The sequence below is a fragment of the Bradyrhizobium sp. LTSP849 genome, assembly GCF_000938255.1.
Classification (GTDB): domain Bacteria; phylum Pseudomonadota; class Alphaproteobacteria; order Rhizobiales; family Xanthobacteraceae; genus Bradyrhizobium.
The window spans coordinates 131099-150014 of record NZ_JYMR01000053.1; the positions used below are offsets into that span (position 1 = coordinate 131099).

At 64.1% G+C, this 18916-nt stretch carries 17 protein-coding genes and 1 riboswitch; of the genes, 3 read left to right on the top strand and 14 right to left on the bottom strand.

The window, feature by feature from the left end:
* Nucleotides 1-26 precede the first annotated feature (26 nt).
* Complete coding sequence (gene xth, locus UB31_RS34260) at nucleotides 27-824, top strand: exodeoxyribonuclease III (protein ID WP_045007535.1); 798 nt, start codon at nucleotides 27-29, stop codon at nucleotides 822-824.
* A 16-nt stretch (nucleotides 825-840) separates the two neighbouring features.
* Here the strand turns inward: xth and UB31_RS34265 are convergent, their stop codons facing one another.
* The 11 genes from UB31_RS34265 to UB31_RS42330 form a co-directional block, all read right to left on the bottom strand.
* A complete protein-coding gene (locus UB31_RS34265; protein ID WP_045007536.1) occupies nucleotides 841-1668 on the bottom strand; it encodes a tetratricopeptide repeat protein in 828 nt (275 codons plus the stop codon).
* Nucleotides 1655-3379, bottom strand: a complete 1725-nt coding sequence (ilvD, locus tag UB31_RS34270) for a dihydroxy-acid dehydratase (protein WP_045014027.1) — start codon at nucleotides 3377-3379, stop codon at nucleotides 1655-1657. The genes UB31_RS34265 and ilvD overlap by 14 nt, the downstream gene beginning before the upstream one ends.
* A gap of 1135 nt (nucleotides 3380-4514) precedes the next feature.
* A complete protein-coding gene (locus tag UB31_RS34275; protein WP_045014028.1) occupies nucleotides 4515-5288 on the bottom strand; it encodes a CbtA family protein in 774 nt (257 codons plus the stop codon).
* Nucleotides 5289-5298: 10 nt separating this feature from the next.
* Complete coding sequence (locus tag UB31_RS34280; protein ID WP_045007539.1) at nucleotides 5299-5496, bottom strand: CbtB domain-containing protein; 198 nt, start codon at nucleotides 5494-5496, stop codon at nucleotides 5299-5301.
* Nucleotides 5493-5789 (bottom strand): DUF1488 family protein, encoded by a 297-nt coding sequence (locus UB31_RS34285; RefSeq protein WP_045014029.1) that lies wholly within the window; start codon nucleotides 5787-5789, stop codon nucleotides 5493-5495. The genes UB31_RS34280 and UB31_RS34285 overlap by 4 nt, the downstream gene beginning before the upstream one ends.
* The gene (locus UB31_RS34290; protein WP_045014187.1) at nucleotides 5786-6367 is read right to left on the bottom strand and encodes a hypothetical protein; all 582 of its coding nucleotides are present in this window, start codon (nucleotides 6365-6367) and stop codon (nucleotides 5786-5788) included. The genes UB31_RS34285 and UB31_RS34290 overlap by 4 nt, the downstream gene beginning before the upstream one ends.
* 85 nt (nucleotides 6368-6452) lie before the next feature.
* Nucleotides 6453-6674: a hypothetical protein gene (locus UB31_RS34295; RefSeq protein ID WP_045014030.1), complete on the bottom strand. Its 222-nt coding sequence runs from the start codon at nucleotides 6672-6674 to the stop codon at nucleotides 6453-6455.
* Between the two features lie 94 nt (nucleotides 6675-6768).
* Nucleotides 6769-7026: a hypothetical protein gene (locus UB31_RS42325; protein ID WP_045007542.1), complete on the bottom strand. Its 258-nt coding sequence runs from the start codon at nucleotides 7024-7026 to the stop codon at nucleotides 6769-6771.
* 93 nt (nucleotides 7027-7119) lie between these two features.
* Nucleotides 7120-7680, bottom strand: a complete 561-nt coding sequence (locus UB31_RS34305) for a cytochrome b (RefSeq protein WP_045014031.1) — start codon at nucleotides 7678-7680, stop codon at nucleotides 7120-7122.
* A complete protein-coding gene (locus UB31_RS34310; RefSeq protein WP_045014032.1) occupies nucleotides 7680-8528 on the bottom strand; it encodes a fumarylacetoacetate hydrolase family protein in 849 nt (282 codons plus the stop codon). The genes UB31_RS34305 and UB31_RS34310 overlap by 1 nt, the downstream gene beginning before the upstream one ends.
* A 526-nt stretch (nucleotides 8529-9054) precedes the next feature.
* Nucleotides 9055-9231 (bottom strand): hypothetical protein, encoded by a 177-nt coding sequence (locus tag UB31_RS42330; protein ID WP_197087431.1) that lies wholly within the window; start codon nucleotides 9229-9231, stop codon nucleotides 9055-9057.
* Between the two features lie 165 nt (nucleotides 9232-9396).
* A riboswitch (cobalamin riboswitch) is annotated at nucleotides 9397-9603 on the top strand.
* A gap of 178 nt (nucleotides 9604-9781) precedes the next feature.
* Here UB31_RS42330 and UB31_RS34325 point away from each other — a divergent pair.
* Nucleotides 9782-12169, top strand: a complete 2388-nt coding sequence (locus UB31_RS34325) for a TonB-dependent receptor (RefSeq protein ID WP_502691309.1) — start codon at nucleotides 9782-9784, stop codon at nucleotides 12167-12169.
* Between the two features lie 21 nt (nucleotides 12170-12190).
* Here the strand turns inward: UB31_RS34325 and UB31_RS34330 are convergent, their stop codons facing one another.
* Complete coding sequence (locus UB31_RS34330) at nucleotides 12191-13927, bottom strand: adenylate/guanylate cyclase domain-containing protein (protein ID WP_045014036.1); 1737 nt, start codon at nucleotides 13925-13927, stop codon at nucleotides 12191-12193.
* 324 nt (nucleotides 13928-14251) lie between these two features.
* On the opposite strand from UB31_RS34330, the gene UB31_RS34335 reads away from it, so the two are divergent.
* The gene (locus tag UB31_RS34335; RefSeq protein WP_045014037.1) at nucleotides 14252-16423 is read left to right on the top strand and encodes a lytic transglycosylase domain-containing protein; all 2172 of its coding nucleotides are present in this window, start codon (nucleotides 14252-14254) and stop codon (nucleotides 16421-16423) included.
* Between the two features lie 148 nt (nucleotides 16424-16571).
* Here the strand turns inward: UB31_RS34335 and UB31_RS34340 are convergent, their stop codons facing one another.
* Nucleotides 16572-17543 (bottom strand): tripartite tricarboxylate transporter substrate binding protein BugD, encoded by a 972-nt coding sequence (locus UB31_RS34340; protein ID WP_045014038.1) that lies wholly within the window; start codon nucleotides 17541-17543, stop codon nucleotides 16572-16574.
* An 82-nt stretch (nucleotides 17544-17625) separates the two neighbouring features.
* Nucleotides 17626-18867, bottom strand: coding sequence for a threonine synthase (locus UB31_RS34345; RefSeq protein WP_045014039.1), 1242 nt, complete (start codon nucleotides 18865-18867; stop codon nucleotides 17626-17628).
* Nucleotides 18868-18916 lie beyond the last annotated feature (49 nt).

Below are 18916 nucleotides of genomic sequence, written 5' to 3' on the forward strand. Positions count from 1 at the left end.
GATGGCCCCGTTTGGAGCGCCCCGCAATGCCGATCAGAGTAGCCACCTGGAACGTGAATTCGGTCCGGCAGCGGATCGATCTTCTGCTGACCTGGCTCAGGGAGTGCCAGCCGGACATCGTCTGCCTCCAGGAGATCAAATGCGTCGACGAGGCCTTCCCGCGGCTGGAGATCGAGGCGCTCGGCTATAACGTGGTCACTCACGGGCAGAAGACGTTCAACGGCGTCGCCCTGTTGTCGAAATTGCCGTTCGACGAGACCAAATCGGGGCTGGCCGGCGACGACGAGGATGCGCATGCCCGCTTCCTCGAGGGTGTGGTGACACTCAAGCGCGGGGTGCTGCGCATCGCCTGTCTCTATCTGCCCAACGGTAACCCGGTCGGAACCGAGAAATATCCCTATAAGCTCAAATGGATGTCTCGGCTTCTTGAGTATTCGAAGGAGCGCCTTAAGACCGAGGAGCCGCTGATCCTCGCAGGCGACTTCAATGTCATCCCGGCTGCCCGCGACGTCCACAATCCCGCCGCCTGGACCGAGGACGCCCTGTTCAAGCCCGAGACGCGGGAGAGCTTTCAGTCGCTGCTTGGGCTCGGCCTGACCGATGCGCTGCGGGCGGTGACGGACGAGCCCGGGCTCTACACCTTCTGGGACTACCAGGCCGGCGCCTGGCAGAAGAACCACGGCCTGCGCATCGACCATCTGCTGCTGTCGCCGCAGGCCAGCGATCGGCTCGCCAATGTCGGGATCGACAGCTATGTGCGCAGCTGGGAGAAGCCGTCGGATCACGTGCCGGTGTGGGCGGATCTGGATCTAGAGGCGGCGTGACGCCGCCTCTACAGGCCTACTCGCGGCGGCCTTGCACCCACTGTTCCAGCATTTGCAGGCACATGGCGCGGTCGTCATCAGAGGCCTTGGAGAAGGCGCGGTTGTAGTTTTCCTTGATCCAGGTCTCGTCGGTCCCGGCACTGTCACGCGCCAGGGTCAGCCACATCAGGCCGCGCGCGGCCTGCCGCGGCAGACGGTCGCCGTTGAACAGCATCTGTCCCAGCAGCGCCTGGGCTTCATGCTGCCCCTTCTGGGCGGCCAGGCCGAGCCAGCGCGCGCCATAGCGGAAATCCTCGCGCGAGGCGTCCGGGGTCTTCAGATAGAGCCGGGCGAGATCGTATTGTGCATCCGCATTGCCGAAATAGGACGCGGCATAGGAGAACATCTCCCGCGCCCGGTCCGGATCCGGCTTGATCTTCGAGTTCGGGATGCCGCTCAGATAGTAGCGGCCGAGCGCGACGAAGGCATTGGCCACGACCTGCGCCTGCGGCGCCGACGGGCTGTCCTCGGCATGCGCATTCGCGATCCGGCTGAAATATTCGAAGGCGCGCACGTCGTCCTGGGCGACGCCGTCGCCATTGGCGTACATGCGGCCGAGCTTCCACTGCGCAATCGGGTGGCCGCCCTCGGCGGCATATTGCAGGGCGCTGAGCGAGGTTTCCTGGCCGGTCACGGCCGGCGGCGCAGCCTTGCGCACCGTGCCCGCGGCACCCGGCAAGGTGGTCACCACCGGGATGGTCGCATCCTTCTGGTTGACCGGCGCGCCGTCGAAGGCGAGCGCCGGCGCGGCCAGCGCGGTAGCCCCCAACACAAACGCAACGATGGTACGCCTAGATGTCCGCATAACACTGTTTCTCGTGCGCGCCGCCAGGATGGGTTACTGCCCCATCGACCGCTGGTCCAACCTGCTGAGCATATTTCCAGAGCGCACCCGACGTATGGTTAGTCGCGCGAGGGCTCCATTTGGTCTTGCGTTGCGCGAGCTCGGCGTCGCTCAATTTTACGTTAAGGATTCCGGCCACGGCGTCGATCTCGATGATGTCGCCATCCTGCAACAGTGCGATCGGGCCGCCGATGGCGGCCTCGGGCCCGACATGGCCGATGCAGAAGCCGCGGGTGGCGCCGGAGAAGCGGCCGTCGGTGATGAGCGCGATCTTGCCGCCCATGCCCTGCCCGGTCAGCGCCGCGGTGGTCTGGAGCATCTCCCGCATGCCGGGGCCACCCTTGGGGCCCTCGTAGCGGATCACGATGACTTCGCCTTCGCGGTATGTGCGGTTCTGGACGGCCTCAAAGGCGTCCTCTTCCCGGTCAAAGCAACGCGCCGGACCGGTGAACCTCAGATTGGACATTCCCGCGACTTTCACGATCGCACCTTCTGGCGCCAAATTGCCCTTCAGACCGACCACACCGCCGGTGACGGTGATGGGGTTGTCTGCCGGGTGCACCACGTCCTGGTGCGGATTCCATTTAACGCTTTTGAGATTTTCGGCGATCGTTCGACCGGTGACCGTAATGCAGTCGCCGTGGAGAAATCCGTTGTCGAGCAGCGTCTTCATCAGAAGCGGTATGCCGCCAACTTCAAACATGTCTTTGGCGACATAACGGCCACCCGGCTTCAAATCCGCGACATATGGTGTCTTTTTGAAGATTTCGGCGACGTCGAACAGGTCGAACTTGATTCCGGCCTCGTGCGCGATCGCAGGCAGGTGCAGTGCAGCATTGGTCGAGCCGCCGGACGCGGCGACCACGGCGGCCGCATTCTCGAGCGCCCTGCGGGTAACGATGTCGCGCGGCCGGATATTGGACGCGATCAGCTCCATCACCTTCTCACCCGCAGTCGTGCAGAAGGCGTCGCGGATTTCATACGGTGCCGGAGCACCGGCCGAGTACGGCAGCGCCAGGCCAATCGCCTCGGAGACGGTTGCCATGGTGTTGGCGGTGAACTGCGCGCCGCAGGCACCGGCCGAGGGGCACGCCACGCGCTCGATTTCGTCGAGGTCCTCGTCCGACATGGCGCCGACCGAGTGCTTGCCGACCGCCTCGAACATGTCCTGCACGGTGACCTGCTGGCCGCGGAAATTGCCGGGCAGGATCGAGCCGCCATAGATGAAGATCGAGGGCACGTTGAGGCGGACCATCGCCATCATCATGCCCGGCAGCGACTTGTCGCAGCCGGCGAGCCCGACCAGAGCGTCATAGGCGTGGCCGCGGACGGTCAGCTCGACGGAGTCGGCAATGCATTCGCGTGACGGCAGCGAGGAGCGCATGCCGTCATGGCCCATGGCGATGCCGTCGGTGACGGTGATAGTGCAGAATTCACGCGGCGTGCCGCCGGCCGACGCCACGCCCTTCTTCACCGCCTGGGCCTGGCGCATCAGGGAGATGTTGCAGGGGGCGGCCTCGTTCCAGCAGGAAGCGACGCCGACGAAGGGCTGGTGGATCTGCTCGGTGGTCAGACCCATGGCGTAGAAGTAGGAGCGATGGGGCGCGCGCGTAGGGCCTTCCGTCACGTGACGGCTTGGCAGCCTCTGCTTGATGTTGGTCTTCGCGTCCATGCGCCTAGTTTCCTTGGCGACCAGTTTCCTTGGCTAACCCTTGTCAGACCCGGAACATCAGACCCAAGATTTGAATCGACCTTGGGATTTCCCGTCGCCCTTCGCCGGCTGCCGTCGCCCCTAAACATTAGAGCGATTTTATTCATGTTCAGGTGTGGCCAAAAAGCGGCGTGGATGCGAACGGACTGCGATAAGGGTTAAATCGCGCGGGAATGTTGCATAGACAGCACAATCGTGGCCTGGAGGACACGAATAAGACTACTGCGATACCCTCACGGAGAGGGCAATCCACAACTTCAGATTTTGGAGCAGGCTCGGCGCGCCCGGCACTCAGCTCAATGAGGGGGTTCCTTGAGCTGAGTCGCGAGCGGCACTGCCAGCTCCGTCATTCCGGTGAGCGCTCATCGTCATTGTGAGCGCAGCGAAGCAATCCAGAATATTTCCGCGGAGGAGTGCGTGGTAACGCCGTTCATTTCCAACTCCCACCTTCCCTCGCAGACACACCTTCGCGTTCTCGCGGCCCAATTCGCCCGAGCTTTGCTTGATCTCTCCACCCTCTTATCCAAGAGGGCGCAGGGAAGGCCGGGTGCCGGCTGGCACCCACGGTCCGCTGTGCGCGGGTAGCGCAAAAGGAATTGCACAGCGGCATACAGGTGAAGCCGAACACACGGCCTTCCCTGCGCAGTGGGTTGACGGCTTATGCCGTGCTCTCCCGGGAGCCGAGTTCGTTCTGGCCTCCCTCACCTTCGCGAAAGTCGCCGACACCGCGCCGGTTGACGCGAATGCCGCCTCCGCGAAAGCTTGACCGTAGCAACGACGGCCAGGACCACACGGTTTTGCCGTACGCACGTTCGCTTGTTCGCCACAGAGCCCGACGGCGTGGTGCACACAGCCACCGGGATATTGGCGAGACGAACCATCAGCGCCGCTCGTCGGCGTGAAGCCTCGGGCTCACGGAGAGCAATCCGCCCTGCCCGCACATCTCACGCCCGACGCTGCTGCGTCCACCGCAAGCCCGGCTCGCGAAAAATGACGACACATGATCGCCCCTCAAGGTCAAGCCGGGATGGCCGACACATACGACAAATCCGAATTTCGGTCAGCCGCGGTGGGCCAAAACGAGGCCTAACCAGATCTAGACGCGCGCATCAACACCATGATCGAAACGCGCGAAGATCGCGCTCGTCACCGCACCAAGCGAACTCCAGAACACCAGGCTGGTTACCGTGACAGCCGTGACGAACTGATGCGTGAGCGAGGACGGCACGTTGGTCTCGACCTGCGCGAGCTCGGGCGCACCGATCAAGTGGGGCAGGATCAGGAGGATCACGCCGGCAATGGCCGCCGGCACCGAACGGCGGAAGACGATCAATGCGAGGCCCGCAGCAGTCGCCAGCGCAGCCGCCGTCCACCAGATCTGGCGCGACACGAGCGGCGCGGCCGGCACGCCCGGCAACTCCGGCGCCAGGCCGAGGCCGGGGGCAATGGTGAAGACGGCAAAACCCGCCAATCCCCACATCAGTCCTTCGTGCCAGGAGACGCGCTCGCCGGTCGCACCGCTACGGACGGCGAAGAATCCGGCGAGCAGCAACGCGAAGCCGATCGCGGTCAGCACGTTCGCGGCAGCCGTGTATGCGTTGCGCTCGAACCCGTCTCGCGGCTCCCACGCTTCAGCGCCATGATCATGAGAAGCGTGGTCATGACCAGCGTGTTCAGGGCTTGCATGGTCATGGCCAGCTGCGGCCGGCTGCGGCACCGCCTCATGCTGATGGGTCTCCGTGGCCTTCTCGAAGACCTCGGCTTTCAGGATCAGGGGAACGGTGCCGAACTGCTGGGCGACCGTGACGAGGAGACCAACGATGAAACCGGCAATGACCGACGAGAAAACGATCGAACGAAACGTGCTCATGCCGCCCCGGTTAGTGGCAGGGGAAGGCGTTCGAATGGCGCACGTCGTGCGCGGCATTGTGGACGACGTCGATATGCGAGAAGCCGACGACTCCGACGACGAACAGGCCGAGCACCATGGCCATCAAGGCTTGCGAAAGCCGGCCCACCTGCCCGGCGGCGACCGGGAAATGCGTGACCTGGGCATTCGAGAGCTGGGATTGGCTCATGACTCTTCTCCGTTAGCGATTTGGTGGTCTTCTAGCAGCTTCCGGGTGACGTCGCGACTGGTAAGATGCAGGCTCGTCCCCACAGAAATGCCCTTGCGGGCGATCTTGGCGCTGGCCGCCTCCCGGAATGCAGCTTCGAAACGGCGGAAATGACCAAGGCAATCCTCCGGCGAGGGCTCCGCACCGATAAGGGTGCGGAATGCGCCGCGATGCACGGCGCAAATCGCGCCGTGTCCCCGGACCGGAAAGATCACGGACGCGATGTCGTCACGCCATCGGACTTCGTCGTTCAAGCCGACATCGCGCGGCCGCGCCCGAACGGATCGATCATGCGGACGATCTCACAGGCAGCGACGAGGCCGGCGAGCCACACGGCGCTGGTCAGCCCAATCCGCGTCACGATGGCCAATGTGAAGGCGCCCTCTCCGCCCAAAAACGGCGTCGCGGCCAGCAGCGTGAACTCATAAGCCGCGTAGGCAGCGACGAGGGTGAGCGCGAGCACCAGCGGTGTGCGGCCCTGTGGCAGCGCGCGGAGCGTGGCCGACGATGCCGCAGTCGCGGCGAGCGCAGCCGCGCCGATGACAAAGCCCCAGGCGATCGTGCTGGCGTCGATGGGATAGTGCAGCGCGCCGAAGCCGATGGTCTGGTTGACCAGCCACGCGCCGGTGACGACCAGCAGCGCCGGCCGCAGCGACAGCGTCGCAGCCGCAATGACGGCGAACGCCGCAAACGGTGTCGCGCAGGCGAGCGCGAAGCTTGCGAGCGCACAAGAGATCGTCAGCAGCGCAAAGCAGAACATCGCGGCATGGCGCGGCGCGACCGGGTGAAGCCGGAAACGGTCGGCGTGGGACGGAAGCATGTCGATGGCCATCATTGATCTCCCGACCGCGACGCTACCACATTTGCCGGGAGGTGAACCGCCCCGATGTGGCTCGCATGCGACCAGCGGACTGGCCCTAGGCGGGCTCCCTCTCCGAGCGCGTTCTGATCACCGCCCGCTCGCCGGCATCGACGAGCTGGCCGAGACCGGTGCGGCCCCTGAGCGCACAGCGGATGATGTTTTCGGCGACCGATTTGCGGAAGCCGTGATCGTCGCCGCTGGGGCGATTGCGGCAAATCCGATCAAGCGCCAGCTTCATGTTGATCCGTGTGCGGGTATCGAAATGCTCGCTGATCATTCGCCCAGCCTCGATGTATTGATGTCAGGGCAGGAACGTCTGAGGGACGCCCGGGTTCCAAACCGGGATCATGCAAGGTCCGATGCACGGCTGCCTATGATCGCCCGCGCGGCCGCTGGGCCTGAGCCCAGGCTGTGGTGACGTCGCGCGGCGGAGTGTCGATGCGCCGGATCGGCGTCAATTCGCCAGAGGCGGAGACGATCGCGGTCTCCTCGCGGCAGCAGCGCGGGCACACGAAGCGGACCTCGTGCGGCTGCGCCGACCAGCTCGCACGTTTGACGTTGGCCGCCATCGGCCATGCCTCGCAATGCGAGCACGACACCAGAAATCGACCAGGATCGAGCATACCCATTTCATCGGACTCCGCGTCCTGCCTGCTCCTTCAATGACGATCTCATGGAAATCGTTCCGGTGCCGGGGCACCGTCAGCCTATCGGGTGGCGTCTCAGCGCCCGCTGTTCCCCGACCGCGGCCACATCCGCGCCAGTGTTCCATCGCGCATCACCACGGCGTGCCAAGCGGTCGCAGCAATGTGCAACGCGACGGCGGCATAGACGACCCAGGCGAGCGCGTCGTGCGTCACCTCGCCGGCATGAGCAATCGCCGGACTATCGGTCACCAGCCGCGGCCAGCTGAATGTCCAAAAGTATTTCAGCGAGTAGCCGCCGGCCGAGGAGAACGCGTAGCCGGTAAGCGGCATCGTGAACAGGATGGCATAGAGCGCGACGTGATTGAGTCGTGCCGCGAAGCGCACCAGCGCGCCGAACGACGACGGCTCAGGCGGTACCTTCGTCGCCAGCCGCACCATCAGCCGCAGCACCGACAGGAACAGCAACGTCATGCCGAGCGACTTGTGCACCTCCAGCAGCTCGCGGCGCGGCGACGTGCCCGGCGGCTGGAGGCCGCAATAGAAACCGATCAGCATGGCTGTGATGAACAGCACCGCCGTCGCCCAGTGAATCCTGCGCAGCAGCGGCGCATAGGCCGTCGTCTCGTTCACAGGCATCAGGCTTCGTCGGCAATCCCGTTGCGCAGCAGGCCGACTTTGTCGATCTCGACCTCGACGACGTCGCCGGCCTTCATCCAGATCGGCGGGGTGCGCCGCGAGCCGACACCGCCGGGCGTGCCGGTGGCGATGACGTCGCCGGGCTCGAGCCGCGTGAACTGGGAGCAATATTCGATCTGGCGCGGGATATCGAAGATCATCTGGTCGATGGTGGTGTCCTGCACCACCTCGCCGTTCAGCCGGGTCTGGAGCCGCAAGCGGCGGACATCTCCGACCTCGTCCGCCGTGACCAGATACGGGCCGAAGCCGCCGGTTGCGGGAAAGTTCTTGCCCGGCGTGAATTGGTGGGTGTGGCGCTGATAGTCGCGCACGCTGCCCTCATTGTAGCAGGCATAGCCGGCGATATGGCCCCACGCCTCGCTGCGCGGGATGTAGCGGCCCGCCTTGCCGATCACGACGGCGAGCTCGCCCTCGAAGTCGAGCTGGGTCGAGACCTTCGGACGGATGATATTTGTGAGATGGCCGGTCTGGCTGTTGGCGAAGCGGCCGAACACGGTAGGACTTTCGACCTCCGTGCGCCCGGTCTCCTTGCGATGGTTCTCGTAGTTCAGGCCGATGCAGAGGATCTTGTCCGGGTTCGGGATCACCGGCAGAAAGGCGATCTTCGACAGCGGATAACGCTTGGCCTTGGTAGCGGAAGCTGCGACCTCGGCCAGTGCGCCTGCGGCGATCGCCGATTTCAGGTCGGGGTAGCGGTTCCCCAGGACGGCACCGAGATCGGCGACGTCATTGCCCTCCACCAGGCCCCATGAGGCGGCGTTGTCGATTTCAAAGCTTGCGAATTTCATCCGATGTCCCCTGACGCTGGAACCAGCCTATCAGGTCGATCCATCCGGAACGATGGCGGCAGGGAGATGGCGCGGTTGCGATCCGCGCAACGATCCTAGCAAAGCCCCCGATGCGCCGCTCAGTGCGCACCCCTGAGCGTGCAGGAGGTGGTGCAAGTCACCGTATTGCCGTGGTCGCACGATTTGCAGGCATTGACGCACTGGTTCATGTCGCGGGCATTGTAGGAGCTGTAGTTCCGCAACGGGCAAGACGCGGTCGAGCCGGTGATATCCTGCTCCTGATTACAGGCTGCCGTCATGAGGGCAAACACAATGACCACAAGGAGACGCATGGGACCGCACTCCGTGGGACTGCTGCATCGCAACGAGCCCCGGCATTCCCAACATGAGGAATTGCATGGGCATCCCTCACATCGCATCGAGGATGCGTGCCAAACGTTAAGAACGGCTTGCGATCGCGCGAAATCCCGCAAAGGCAGGGATGCCCGGCATCGCGCCTCGATCCGATTGTCACCCTTCCGCGGCGTCAGGCTGCGGCCTTGGTCGCAATTGCCTGCCGCATATCCACCGCCAGCTGGCGGTATTGCTCCGAAAGTTTCAGGTAAAACTCGCGCTTCTTGCTGTCGGTGGCAAGCTTGGTGATCAACTCGCATTCGGCGGTGAGCGTCTCGAACCGTTCCAGCCTGTCCTCAAGATCTGTCATCGGCGTATCCCCAATCAAACGCCTCAAGGACGACAAATCTAAGCCCGGGAAATAGGTCACGGCCAACATCGTTATGGAGTAGAATCTCTTTTTGTCCGGAAAGACACACTTGGCAGGCGCGTTGCGCGGCAGGCATTCCCGATATTGACGCATCTCAAAGCAGGTGCCAGTTTCGTGATCGGTAGTGTCTGCAAGGACTCTCCAAGGGAATGCGGTGCGCCCGTCTCGGCGGGCAATTCCGCGGCTGCCCCCGCAACTGTAGGCGGATAGCCGACGACCAGAAAAACCACTGGAGCCCGTTCGGGTCTCTGGGAAGGTGGTCGAAGGCAGTGACCCGCGAGCCAGGAAACCTGCTACCAGCCATGGTCACGCGCGAACGCATTGGGCGGGGTGCCTCGATGTCGGACAAGTAGCCGGTGCATCTGCCGCCTGGGGCGAAGGCAGATGACTAAGGCAACCGCGGTGACAGTTTGTTGCGTCGCCGCAGAGTATTGTTGTGCAAAATCCTTATTTCGCTTCTGGCGTCACGCCAGGGTTTTCGCGTGCCTTCCTGATCGCCCTGCTCTCGTCCGCATCGCTGTCTTCCACGGCGATCGCGCAGAGCGCAGCCCAAAGCGCGACCCAAGACAAGCCCTCCCGGGAGGTCGGTCCGATCGTCGTCTCCCCGTCCGGTCCGAAGCCAGCTGCCGCCGTGAGCCCCGGCAATCAGAGATCACGTACAGCGCGCCGGGCCGCAGGGCGCAAGCCCACAGCTCCGGCCGTTGCGGCCCCGGCAAGTCTGCCTCCGAGCGGCACGGTGCAAACGCCGCTGAACACGGCCGCCGTCACTGACGTCGGCTCCCGGCTCGGGATCACGGCACGCGAGACGCCGGCCACCGTCGAGGTCATCAGCCAGCAGACCATGCAGGACCGGGGCATCAGAACCACCACCGACGTTGCCAAGGCGGCGGTTGGCGTGACCGGCGGCGATGCACCTGGCGCGCCCGCCATCTTCTCGATGCGCGGCTTCAGCGGGGATCAGCTCACCACGCTCTACAACGGCATCCCGATCGGGCCGTCGACCATGACCGGCCGCCCCATGGACGTCGCCGGCTTGCAGCAGGTGGAGATCATCAAGGGACCGGACTCGCTGGTGGCGGGCCTCGGCGCAACCGGCGGCGCCGTCAACTACGTCACCAAGGCACCGCACACGGGTCCCGTCGTCAACGAGGCCTTCACCTCCTACGACTCATTCCACGGCTACCGCGCCGGCTACGGATCGGGCGGCAGCACGCTGGTCGACGGCCTCGACTATCGGTTCGACATCAGCCATTCCAACGACAAGGGCTTTATCGACGACACCTACTCCAAGCTCAGCAATGTCTCCGGCCAGTTGAATTATCGCGTCAATGAAAGCTTCAAGATCTGGGGCGCGGCCGAGTACAAGCAGGACAGCGACCGCTTCTATTGGGGAACGCCGCTGGTACCCGCCAACGCACCCGGCATCGTGCCGACCAACGGCATCGTGTCGGGCCAGTGGAGCAACTATTATCTCGGCGGCGGCACGCCGGTCCCGGTCACCGTTGACGCGCGCACGCTGACAACGAACTACAATGTGCTCGACAATCACAGCGGCGCCAGCGAGCTCTGGCTGCGCAGCGGCTTTCAATGGGACATCACCAACAACATCTCGCTGAAGAGTCAGGTCTACGGCTATGATGCCCACCGACATTGGTTCAACAACGAGATCTCGTCGTTCGACCAGACCGTAGGCAACTTCGCCGGCGCGCAAAGCATCTATCGCGAGCGCCTGGCGCTCGATCACGCACAGCGGCTCTACGGCAACATCACCGACCTGACGATCAATTCCAACATCGGCGGAATGGACAATCGATTTGTCGCCACCGTGGCGGCGAGCAGCAGCCAGTTCAACGTCTCGCAGGATACGCTGTTCTTCAATGATTACGTCGACCTCCTCAATCCGGACCGCGGCCTCTATGGGCCCCGCAGCGACGAGAAGATCTACACGCATCTCGACACGACGGCGCTGTCGTTCGAGGACCGGCTCAAGCTGACCTCGACCTTCGCCCTGATCGGCGGCATTCGCTTCGAGGATATCGAGCTGGCGCGGACCCGCTTCTTTCCCGACGGCACCCTGGAGTCGGCAAAGGGCTACCCGTTCTCGAAGAAATTCAATCCGATCACAGGACGGGTCGGCTACACCTGGGACATCGCGCCCGGCGTGATGCTGTACAGCCAGTATGCGACCGCCGCCGATCCGACCGTGGCCAACATCTTCATCCTCGCGCCGTCAGTGCCGCTGCTACTGACGACGTCGCGGACCTACGAGACCGGGGTGAAGGTGCAATCGGCCGACAAACGGGCGGAGTTCACGTTCTCGGCCTTCGATATCGAGCGCAAGAACGTCTATGTCCCCGAGAGCGGCATCGAGTTCAACGTGGCTGGCAAGATGGAATCCAAGGGCATCGAGATCGCAGGCGCGATCAACCCGATTGGCGGGCTGAAGCTGTGGGGCAATGTCGCCTTCGTGCAGTCGCGGTTCATCGATTTCAACTATGTCGATGGCAACGGGGTATTCCAATCCTATTCCGGCAAGACGCCACCAAACGTGCCGAACTTCATCGCCAATGCCGGTGCGTCCTATCGCTTCGACACGATACTGCCGGTGGAAATCGGGGGCTCGGTCCGTCACGTCGGCGACCGCTTCAACTTCCAGGACAATCTGGTCATCATGAACGCCTACACGATCTTCGACGCGTTCGCGTTCGTCGACATCCCGAAGGCCTATTTCCCGGGTGTCGACCAGACCCGGATCAGCTTCCGCGTGAAGAACCTGACCAACAAGCTTTACGCCGCCTGGGGCGACCCTGGATACACCGACCAGATCATCCTGGGCGCACCGCGCAGCTATGAGGTGGCCGCTTCGTTCAAGTGGTGATCTGCGCTCGGCCCGAGCCGGTTATTTCTGCTCCATCCGCCAGGCGCCGTCCCAATCGGCGGCAGGCGGACTGGTGTCGAACTGCACAATGCGGGTGAGCATGGTTTGCGAGGGGCCGTCGCCGGGGACGCTCTCCAGCGCGGCGTTGAACGCCGTGCGCGCCTCATCGAAACGGCGCACGCGATAGGCCGCGAGCCCCGTGGCATAGTGCTGCCGCAGGCTCTCCTGTGGCGCGGTCAGCGCACCCGTCCTGCCCATCACCTCGAAGACGGGTTGCGGCATGCTCTGGCCGACCACTGCCAGACGGTCGATCTCGCGCAATTCGAGGCGCGATCCGATCGCATCCGCGGTCTCCTGCGCGATCAGGATGCGGGTGCCGTAGACCTTGTTGGCGGCCTCCAGCCGCGAGGCGAGGTTCACCGCGTCGCCCATCACGGTAAAGCTCATCATCAGCTCAGAGCCGATGCTGCCGGTCAAGACCTCGCCGGTGGCGATGCCGATCCTCAGGTCGCAGAGCGCGGGCATGGCACGGATGCCGAGCAGATCCGGCAATTGCTTCTGGAGCGCCGGCACCTGCTCGATCATGTCGACGGCGGCAAGGCCTGCAAGAACGGCCTGCTCGTCCTCCTCGATGAAGGGCGGGCCCCAATAGGACATGATGGCGTCGCCGATATATTTGTCGATGACGCCGCGGTTGTTCCGGATCGGGCCGGACATCACCGTGAAATAGTGGTTCATCACTTTGACGAGGCCGCGCGGGGTCATGCCCTCGCTCATCGAGGTGAAGCCGCTCATGTCGCAGAACATGATGGTCATCACCCGGCGCTGGCCGTCGATGGCGACCTCCGGCCGGTCGATCAGGCCCTGCACCACCTTGGGATCGATGTAGCGGCCAAAGGTCTCGCGGATGCGCTCGTTCTGGCGCAACTGCTCGACCATGCGGTTGAAGGCAGCGGCAAGCTCACCGATCTCGTCCTGGGTCGAGACAGTGATGGCCTTGTCGAAGCGGCCGGCCTCGACCTCGCGGGTGCCGGCGAGCAGCAGCCGCACCGGACGGGTGATCCCGCTACTGACCAATAGCGCAAAGACAAATCCGACGATCGCCGCGAGCAGGGTCACGATGCCCGAGATGATGATCGCCTGCCGCTGGTGGCGGATCACCTGCGACGTAGAGGCGAAGACCTGCTTGAGCATGTCGGAACGGATCGCGTCGATCTTCTGGTTGAACTGGTCGCGCAGCGCGTCGATGTGCTCGAGCGTGCCCCTCGCCTCCGCCATCTGCTTGGCGTCGATCTGCTTGAGGAGCTTTGCATGGTCCTCGTTCTGGTCGCGGCGCAGCTCGGTGACGGCGGTCTCGATCCGGGTCTCGATCCGCGCCAGCGCGGCATTGTCGGAAGGCGTCCGTGTATCGTCGATGATCGCGTTGATGTGCTTGCGCGCGGCCTCGGCCTCCTCATCGATCTTGCGGTCCGCCTCCTCGAACTCGCGAAGACGCGCCGCATAGGCCTCCTCCTCGGAAGGCGCCTGCATCTTCATCATGACCATGCGCCGCAGTGCGACCGATCGCTCCAGCGAACGGATATTGGCGCGCGCCAGATCCCCATAGGCCGGGATGTAGCGGTCGGTCAGCTCGTCAAGGAGGATTCCGACCTGGCTCGACATCACCATCGACAGGATCGAGGTGACCAGCATCAGGACGATCAATCCGAGGGCGATGCCGACGATTTTGCGCCGGATCGTCTGGTTGAAAATCGGCATATGTGCGGAACAAAAGCTGAAAAGGACGGGTCTGGGAACTCACTACACCGGTTTTTGGTGCGGGAATATGCGCAATTTGGCCATTCGTGGCGCCCTCGACCGCCACAGCCGTCGCGCCAGCCTTATTCGTTAACAAAGGTTAAGGGCCTCATTCTATCCCCCGTTGCACAAGTTCCCGCGTTCCATCCGTATTTTGCCGCATTGTTGCGACAGCGTGAGGAATGCGAAACGATGCTGTGTCACCGTTTTTGATGGCGTTCTGATTCTCAAGCCGCATGTCGTCGCGGACTTTGGTTTGTACTGGTTTCGCAGGGGGACCACGGAATGAACCAGTGCCTACGCTCGCTCGCGTGTGTCGTTGCTATGGTCGGTGTGGCGCTCCTTCCGACGGAGCTGGCAGCAAAGAGCAGTCACAAATCATCAGCGTCAAAGAAGACGCATGAGGCCAAGACCGGCAAGCACGGCAAACATGCCGAGGCCAAACGCAAGTCGAAGAAGCAGGACGACGAGCCCGCAGACAAGCCGGCACCGCCGCCGCTCACCGGCGACCTCGCCGCGCTGAAGGACGCCATCGACCTCGCGCGCAAGGGCAAGACCGATGACGCGAGCGCGGCACGCGACCGGATCGCCGATCCGGCCGGGCAAAAACTCGCCGACTGGTTCATGCTGCGCCATTCCGAGAGCACCGCGAATTTCAAGCGCTACGCCGGCTTCCTCGCCGCCAATCCGGACTGGCCGAGCAGCGCGCTTCTGCGCCGGCGTGCCGAGGCGCGGCTGTGGCAGGAGAAGAGCGACGCGGCCACCGTGCACAAATTCACGATGGACCGGCCGACCAGCGCCAAGGGCAAGTTTGCGCTCGCCCGTGTGCTGCTCACGGAAGGCGACAGCGACAGGGCCACGCGTCTCGTCCGCGAAGCCTGGCGCACGGATGAATTGTCCGAGCGCAGCGAAGAGGATTCCTACGAAGCATTCCACGATCTCCTGACCGCGGACGACCATCGCGCACGCATGGACAAACGCCTCGGCGCCAAGGACTACGCCGGTGCGCGGCGCGTGGCAAAACGTCTCGGCGAGGATGCGCTCGCGATCGTCAAGGCCTGCGCCGCGGTCAATGGCAAGGAAAACAAGGCCAAGGATTATCTCGACGACGTATCAGCCGATGCGCGCCGCGACCTCGGCTACGTTCTGTGCCGCGTGCAATGGCACCTCCAGAAGGACCGCATCGACGATGCGGCCGAAGTGATTTTGGCCGCCGCGCCCGACACGATGGCGGCGCAGGATACGGACGCCTGGTGGCGCGAGCGGCGCCTGCTCGCGCGAAAACTGCTCGACCAGGGCAAGTCGAGGACCGCCTATGACGTGGTGCGCGCCGCCGCGGTGCCGGAGATGGAGGTCTACCGCGTCGACTATCACTTCATGTGCGGCTGGATCGCGTTGCGCTATCTCGACGATCCCAGAACCGCATTGATGCACTTCGCCGCGATCGACGAGGGCTCGGCCAATCCGATCGCATTGTCTCGGGCGCATTATTGGCGCGGCCGAGCGGCGGAGGCGATGAACGCAACGGCCGACGCGCGCCTGAGCTATCAGGCCGCCGCGCGCTATCCGACCGCCTATTACGGCCAGCTCGCGCGCGCAAGGCTTGGCCTCGACCGGATCGAGCTGCGCCCGCCCTCGCCTGTGCTGGCTTCAACCGACACGCCGCCCGCGGACGAACGCGTGCGTGCCGCCGACATGCTGTACGGGATCGGCGAGCGCGACACGGTGTTCTATTATGCCGAGGACTTTGCCAAGGAGAGCACCGACGTCGCAGCCCTCGAAGGGCTCGGCGAACTCGCCGGCCAACGCAATGACGCGCGCGTCATGCTCGAGATCGGCAAGTCGGCGCTGGCACGCGGGCTCGCGCTCGACCATTACGCCTTCCCGACCATCGGCATCCCCGAGCACAAGCAGGTTGCGCCGGCGATCGAAACCAGCGTGATCTATTCGGTGGCGCGCACCGAAAGCTCGTTCAACCAGCGCGACAAGTCGGCCGCCAACGCGGTCGGACTGATGCAGGTGACGCCGGAAGCCGGCCGCGACACCGCCAAGCGCTTCGGCGTGACCTATGACTGGGACAGGATGGTCTCCGATCCCGTCTACAACACGCAGATGGGCGCAGCCGAGCTCAGCGCTTTGCTGTCGGAATATCGCGGCGACCAGATCATGACCTTCGCCGGCTACAATGCCGGCCGCGGTCGTGTGCGCGAATGGGTGCAGGCGCATGGCGACCCCAGGGATCCCAAGGTCGATCCGGTCGACTGGGTCGAGCGCATCCCGCTGTCGGAGACGCGCAACTATGTGCAGCGCGTGATCGAGAACGTGCTGGTCTACCGCGCGCGGTTCGAGGGCAGCGGTGCCGTGGCCGGCAAAAGCGATCAGCGCGTGGTGACGCAAGATGCCGCTGCCGCCCCGCGCGCTGCGGCGACGCCGGTGGGGTTTACGGGATCGGAATGAGGTCGAACTCCTCATCCTGAGGAGCCTGCGCAGCAGGCGTCTCGAAGGATGAAGGCCCCGCTCTCGCCCGCAGCCATCCTTCGAGACGGCCGCTACGCGGCCTCCTCAGGATGAGGTCCGAGAATGAGGCGACATAGCTGAGCGCGCCTCACTCCACCGTGATATTCGCTGCCTTGATGATCGGCCACCATTTTGCGATCTCGGCTTTCTGGCGAGTGCCGAGCGCATCAGGCGTTAGCTGATCCTGCGGCGTCATCTCCAGGCCCTGGCTTTCGAGCTGCTTCTTCACGGCTGGATCGTTCAGCGCCTCCACGGCGGCGGCGTTGAGCTTCGTCACGATCTCCTTCGGCGTGCCCTTGGGCACCCACAGGCCCGACCACAGCGTCATGTTGAAGCCCTTCAGCCCCGCCTCCGCCGCGGTCGGAATTTCTGGCGCCGACGCGAGGCGCTTGTCGTCGGTGATGGCGTAGGCGCGGATGGTGCCGGCGCGGACCTGATTGATGGAATTGGAGGTCTGGTCGACGATGACGTCGATCTGGCCAGCGATGAGATCGTTCAGTGCGGGCGCCGTGCCGCGATACGGCACGTATTGCAGCTTGATGCCGGAGACACTCTCGAAATAGACGCCGGCGATGTGGCTGCCGGAGCCGGCCCCGGCCGTACCGGCCGTTGGCGGCGACGGGCGCGACTTCAGCCAGGCCATCAGCTCCTTCAGCGAAGTCGCGGGCACCGCGTTCTTGCTGACGACGATCATCGGGTTGCTCGGCAGCAGCACCACCGGCTCGAGATCGGCGACGAGATCATAGTTGAGCTTGTAGACGGCGCCGTTGGCAACATGGGTGCCGAGATGGCCGAAAGAGATGGTGTAGCCGTCGGGCGGCGAATGCACGGCGCGGCCGACGCCGATCGAGCCGCCGGCACCGGTGACGTTCTCGATCACCAGGGGCTGGCCGAGCGTCCCGCGCATGCGCTCAGCCAGGACCCGCGCCATTGCATCCGACGGGCCGCCGGCCGCAAACGGGACGATGATGGTGATGGGATGCGAAGGATAATCGTCGGCGCGCGCCGCGCCTGCGAACGCGACAATGCCGATCAGCGCAGCCCAGACGGCTTTCTTCATGGTGTCCTCCCGACGACGTCATTCTTATTTTTGCCCTCTCCCCGCAAACGGGAAGAGGGGTCGTTGGTGACGTATTGCCGCGCTAGAACTGGGAGAAGTCGATCGGCTTGTGGCGGTCCAGCGTGCGCGTGACCGGCGGCAGCGGATATTTCAGGCCGGTCGCGCAGTTGAACAGCATAACGCGGTCGGTCTTGCTGACGCGGCCGTCGGCGAGGCTGTCCTTATAGGCGGCGTAGGTCGCGGCGCCCTCGGGGCACAGCAACAGCCCCTCCTCACGCGCGACCTCGTTCAGCGCCGACGAGATCTTGTCGTCGTCGACGGCGATGGCAAAGCCCTTGCTCTCGCGCACGGCGCGCAAAATCAGGAAATCGCCGATCGCCTGCGGCACGCGGATGCCGGAGGCAATGGTGTGTGCATCCTCCCAGCGCGTCGCATGCTCGGTGCCGGCCTCGTAGGCCCGCACCATCGGCGCGCAGCCCGACGCCTGCACCGCGACCATGCGTGGGCGTTCTGAACCGATGAAGCCGATCTTCTCGAGCTCGTCAAAGGCCTTCCACATGCCGATCAGGCCGGTGCCGCCGCCAGTCGGATAGAAGATCACGTCGGGCACGTCCCAGCCGAGCTGCTCGGCGAGCTCCAGCCCCATCGTCTTCTTGCCTTCGATGCGATACGGCTCCTTCAGCGTCGAGGTGTCGAACCAACCGACCTTGGCCTTGCCCTCGCCGACGATCTTGCCGCAATCGTCGATATAGCCGTTGACGCGGTAGACGGTCGCGCCCTGGAGCTCGATCTCGCTGACGTTCACTTCCGGCGTGTCGGCCGGGCAGAAGATCGTGGTCTTGATGCCGCAGGACGTCGCGTAGGCCGCGAGTGCCGCGCCGGCATTGCCGTTGGTCGGCATCGCCATGTGCTTGATGCCAAGCGCCTTGCCCATCGACACCGCCATGACGAGGCCGCGCGCCTTGAACGAGCCGGTCGGCAGCCGTCCCTCGTCCTTCACGATGATCTCGCCGCCGCCGAGCTTCGCGCCGAGCTTGGGCAGCCGGATCAAGGGCGTCGTCACCTCGCCGAGCGAGACGATATCCTTGCATTTACGCACCGGCAGCAGCTCGCGGTAGCGCCACATGTCGGCGGGGCGCTGAGCCAACGCATCCTTGGTCATCGCCTTCTTCACGCCGGCGAGGTCATAGCGCACCAGCAGCGGCTTGCCGGCCTTGGAGAGATTGTGGACCTCATCGGCCGCGTAATGATCGCCCTCCATCGCGCATTCGAGATGGGTAACGAAGGTCGGGCGTTCGATGGTGAGGTTGTCGTTGTCGTGCATGGGGTGAGCCCTCTTCTTGTTCTGATCCGTTCGGTATTAGACCGTTACC

Coding starts and splice junctions, on each gene's coding strand:
- UB31_RS34275 (WP_045014028.1), bottom strand. CDS start 5,288: ATGAGCACGTTTCGTTCGATCGTTTTCTCGTCGGTCATTGCCGGTTTC.
- UB31_RS42330 (WP_197087431.1), bottom strand. CDS start 9,231: ATGACAGATCTTGAGGACAGGCTGGAACGGTTCGAGACGCTCACCGCC.
- UB31_RS34265 (WP_045007536.1), bottom strand. CDS start 1,668: ATGCGGACATCTAGGCGTACCATCGTTGCGTTTGTGTTGGGGGCTACC.
- xth (WP_045007535.1), top strand. CDS start 27: ATGCCGATCAGAGTAGCCACCTGGAACGTGAATTCGGTCCGGCAGCGG.
- UB31_RS34305 (WP_045014031.1), bottom strand. CDS start 7,680: ATGCCTGTGAACGAGACGACGGCCTATGCGCCGCTGCTGCGCAGGATT.
- UB31_RS34290 (WP_045014187.1), bottom strand. CDS start 6,367: ATGGCCATCGACATGCTTCCGTCCCACGCCGACCGTTTCCGGCTTCAC.
- ilvD (WP_045014027.1), bottom strand. CDS start 3,379: ATGGACGCGAAGACCAACATCAAGCAGAGGCTGCCAAGCCGTCACGTG.
- UB31_RS34345 (WP_045014039.1), bottom strand. CDS start 18,867: ATGCACGACAACGACAACCTCACCATCGAACGCCCGACCTTCGTTACC.
- UB31_RS42325 (WP_045007542.1), bottom strand. CDS start 7,026: ATGGGTATGCTCGATCCTGGTCGATTTCTGGTGTCGTGCTCGCATTGC.
- UB31_RS34340 (WP_045014038.1), bottom strand. CDS start 17,543: ATGAAGAAAGCCGTCTGGGCTGCGCTGATCGGCATTGTCGCGTTCGCA.
- UB31_RS34295 (WP_045014030.1), bottom strand. CDS start 6,674: ATGATCAGCGAGCATTTCGATACCCGCACACGGATCAACATGAAGCTG.
- UB31_RS34335 (WP_045014037.1), top strand. CDS start 14,252: ATGAACCAGTGCCTACGCTCGCTCGCGTGTGTCGTTGCTATGGTCGGT.
- UB31_RS34310 (WP_045014032.1), bottom strand. CDS start 8,528: ATGAAATTCGCAAGCTTTGAAATCGACAACGCCGCCTCATGGGGCCTG.
- UB31_RS34280 (WP_045007539.1), bottom strand. CDS start 5,496: ATGAGCCAATCCCAGCTCTCGAATGCCCAGGTCACGCATTTCCCGGTC.
- UB31_RS34330 (WP_045014036.1), bottom strand. CDS start 13,927: ATGCCGATTTTCAACCAGACGATCCGGCGCAAAATCGTCGGCATCGCC.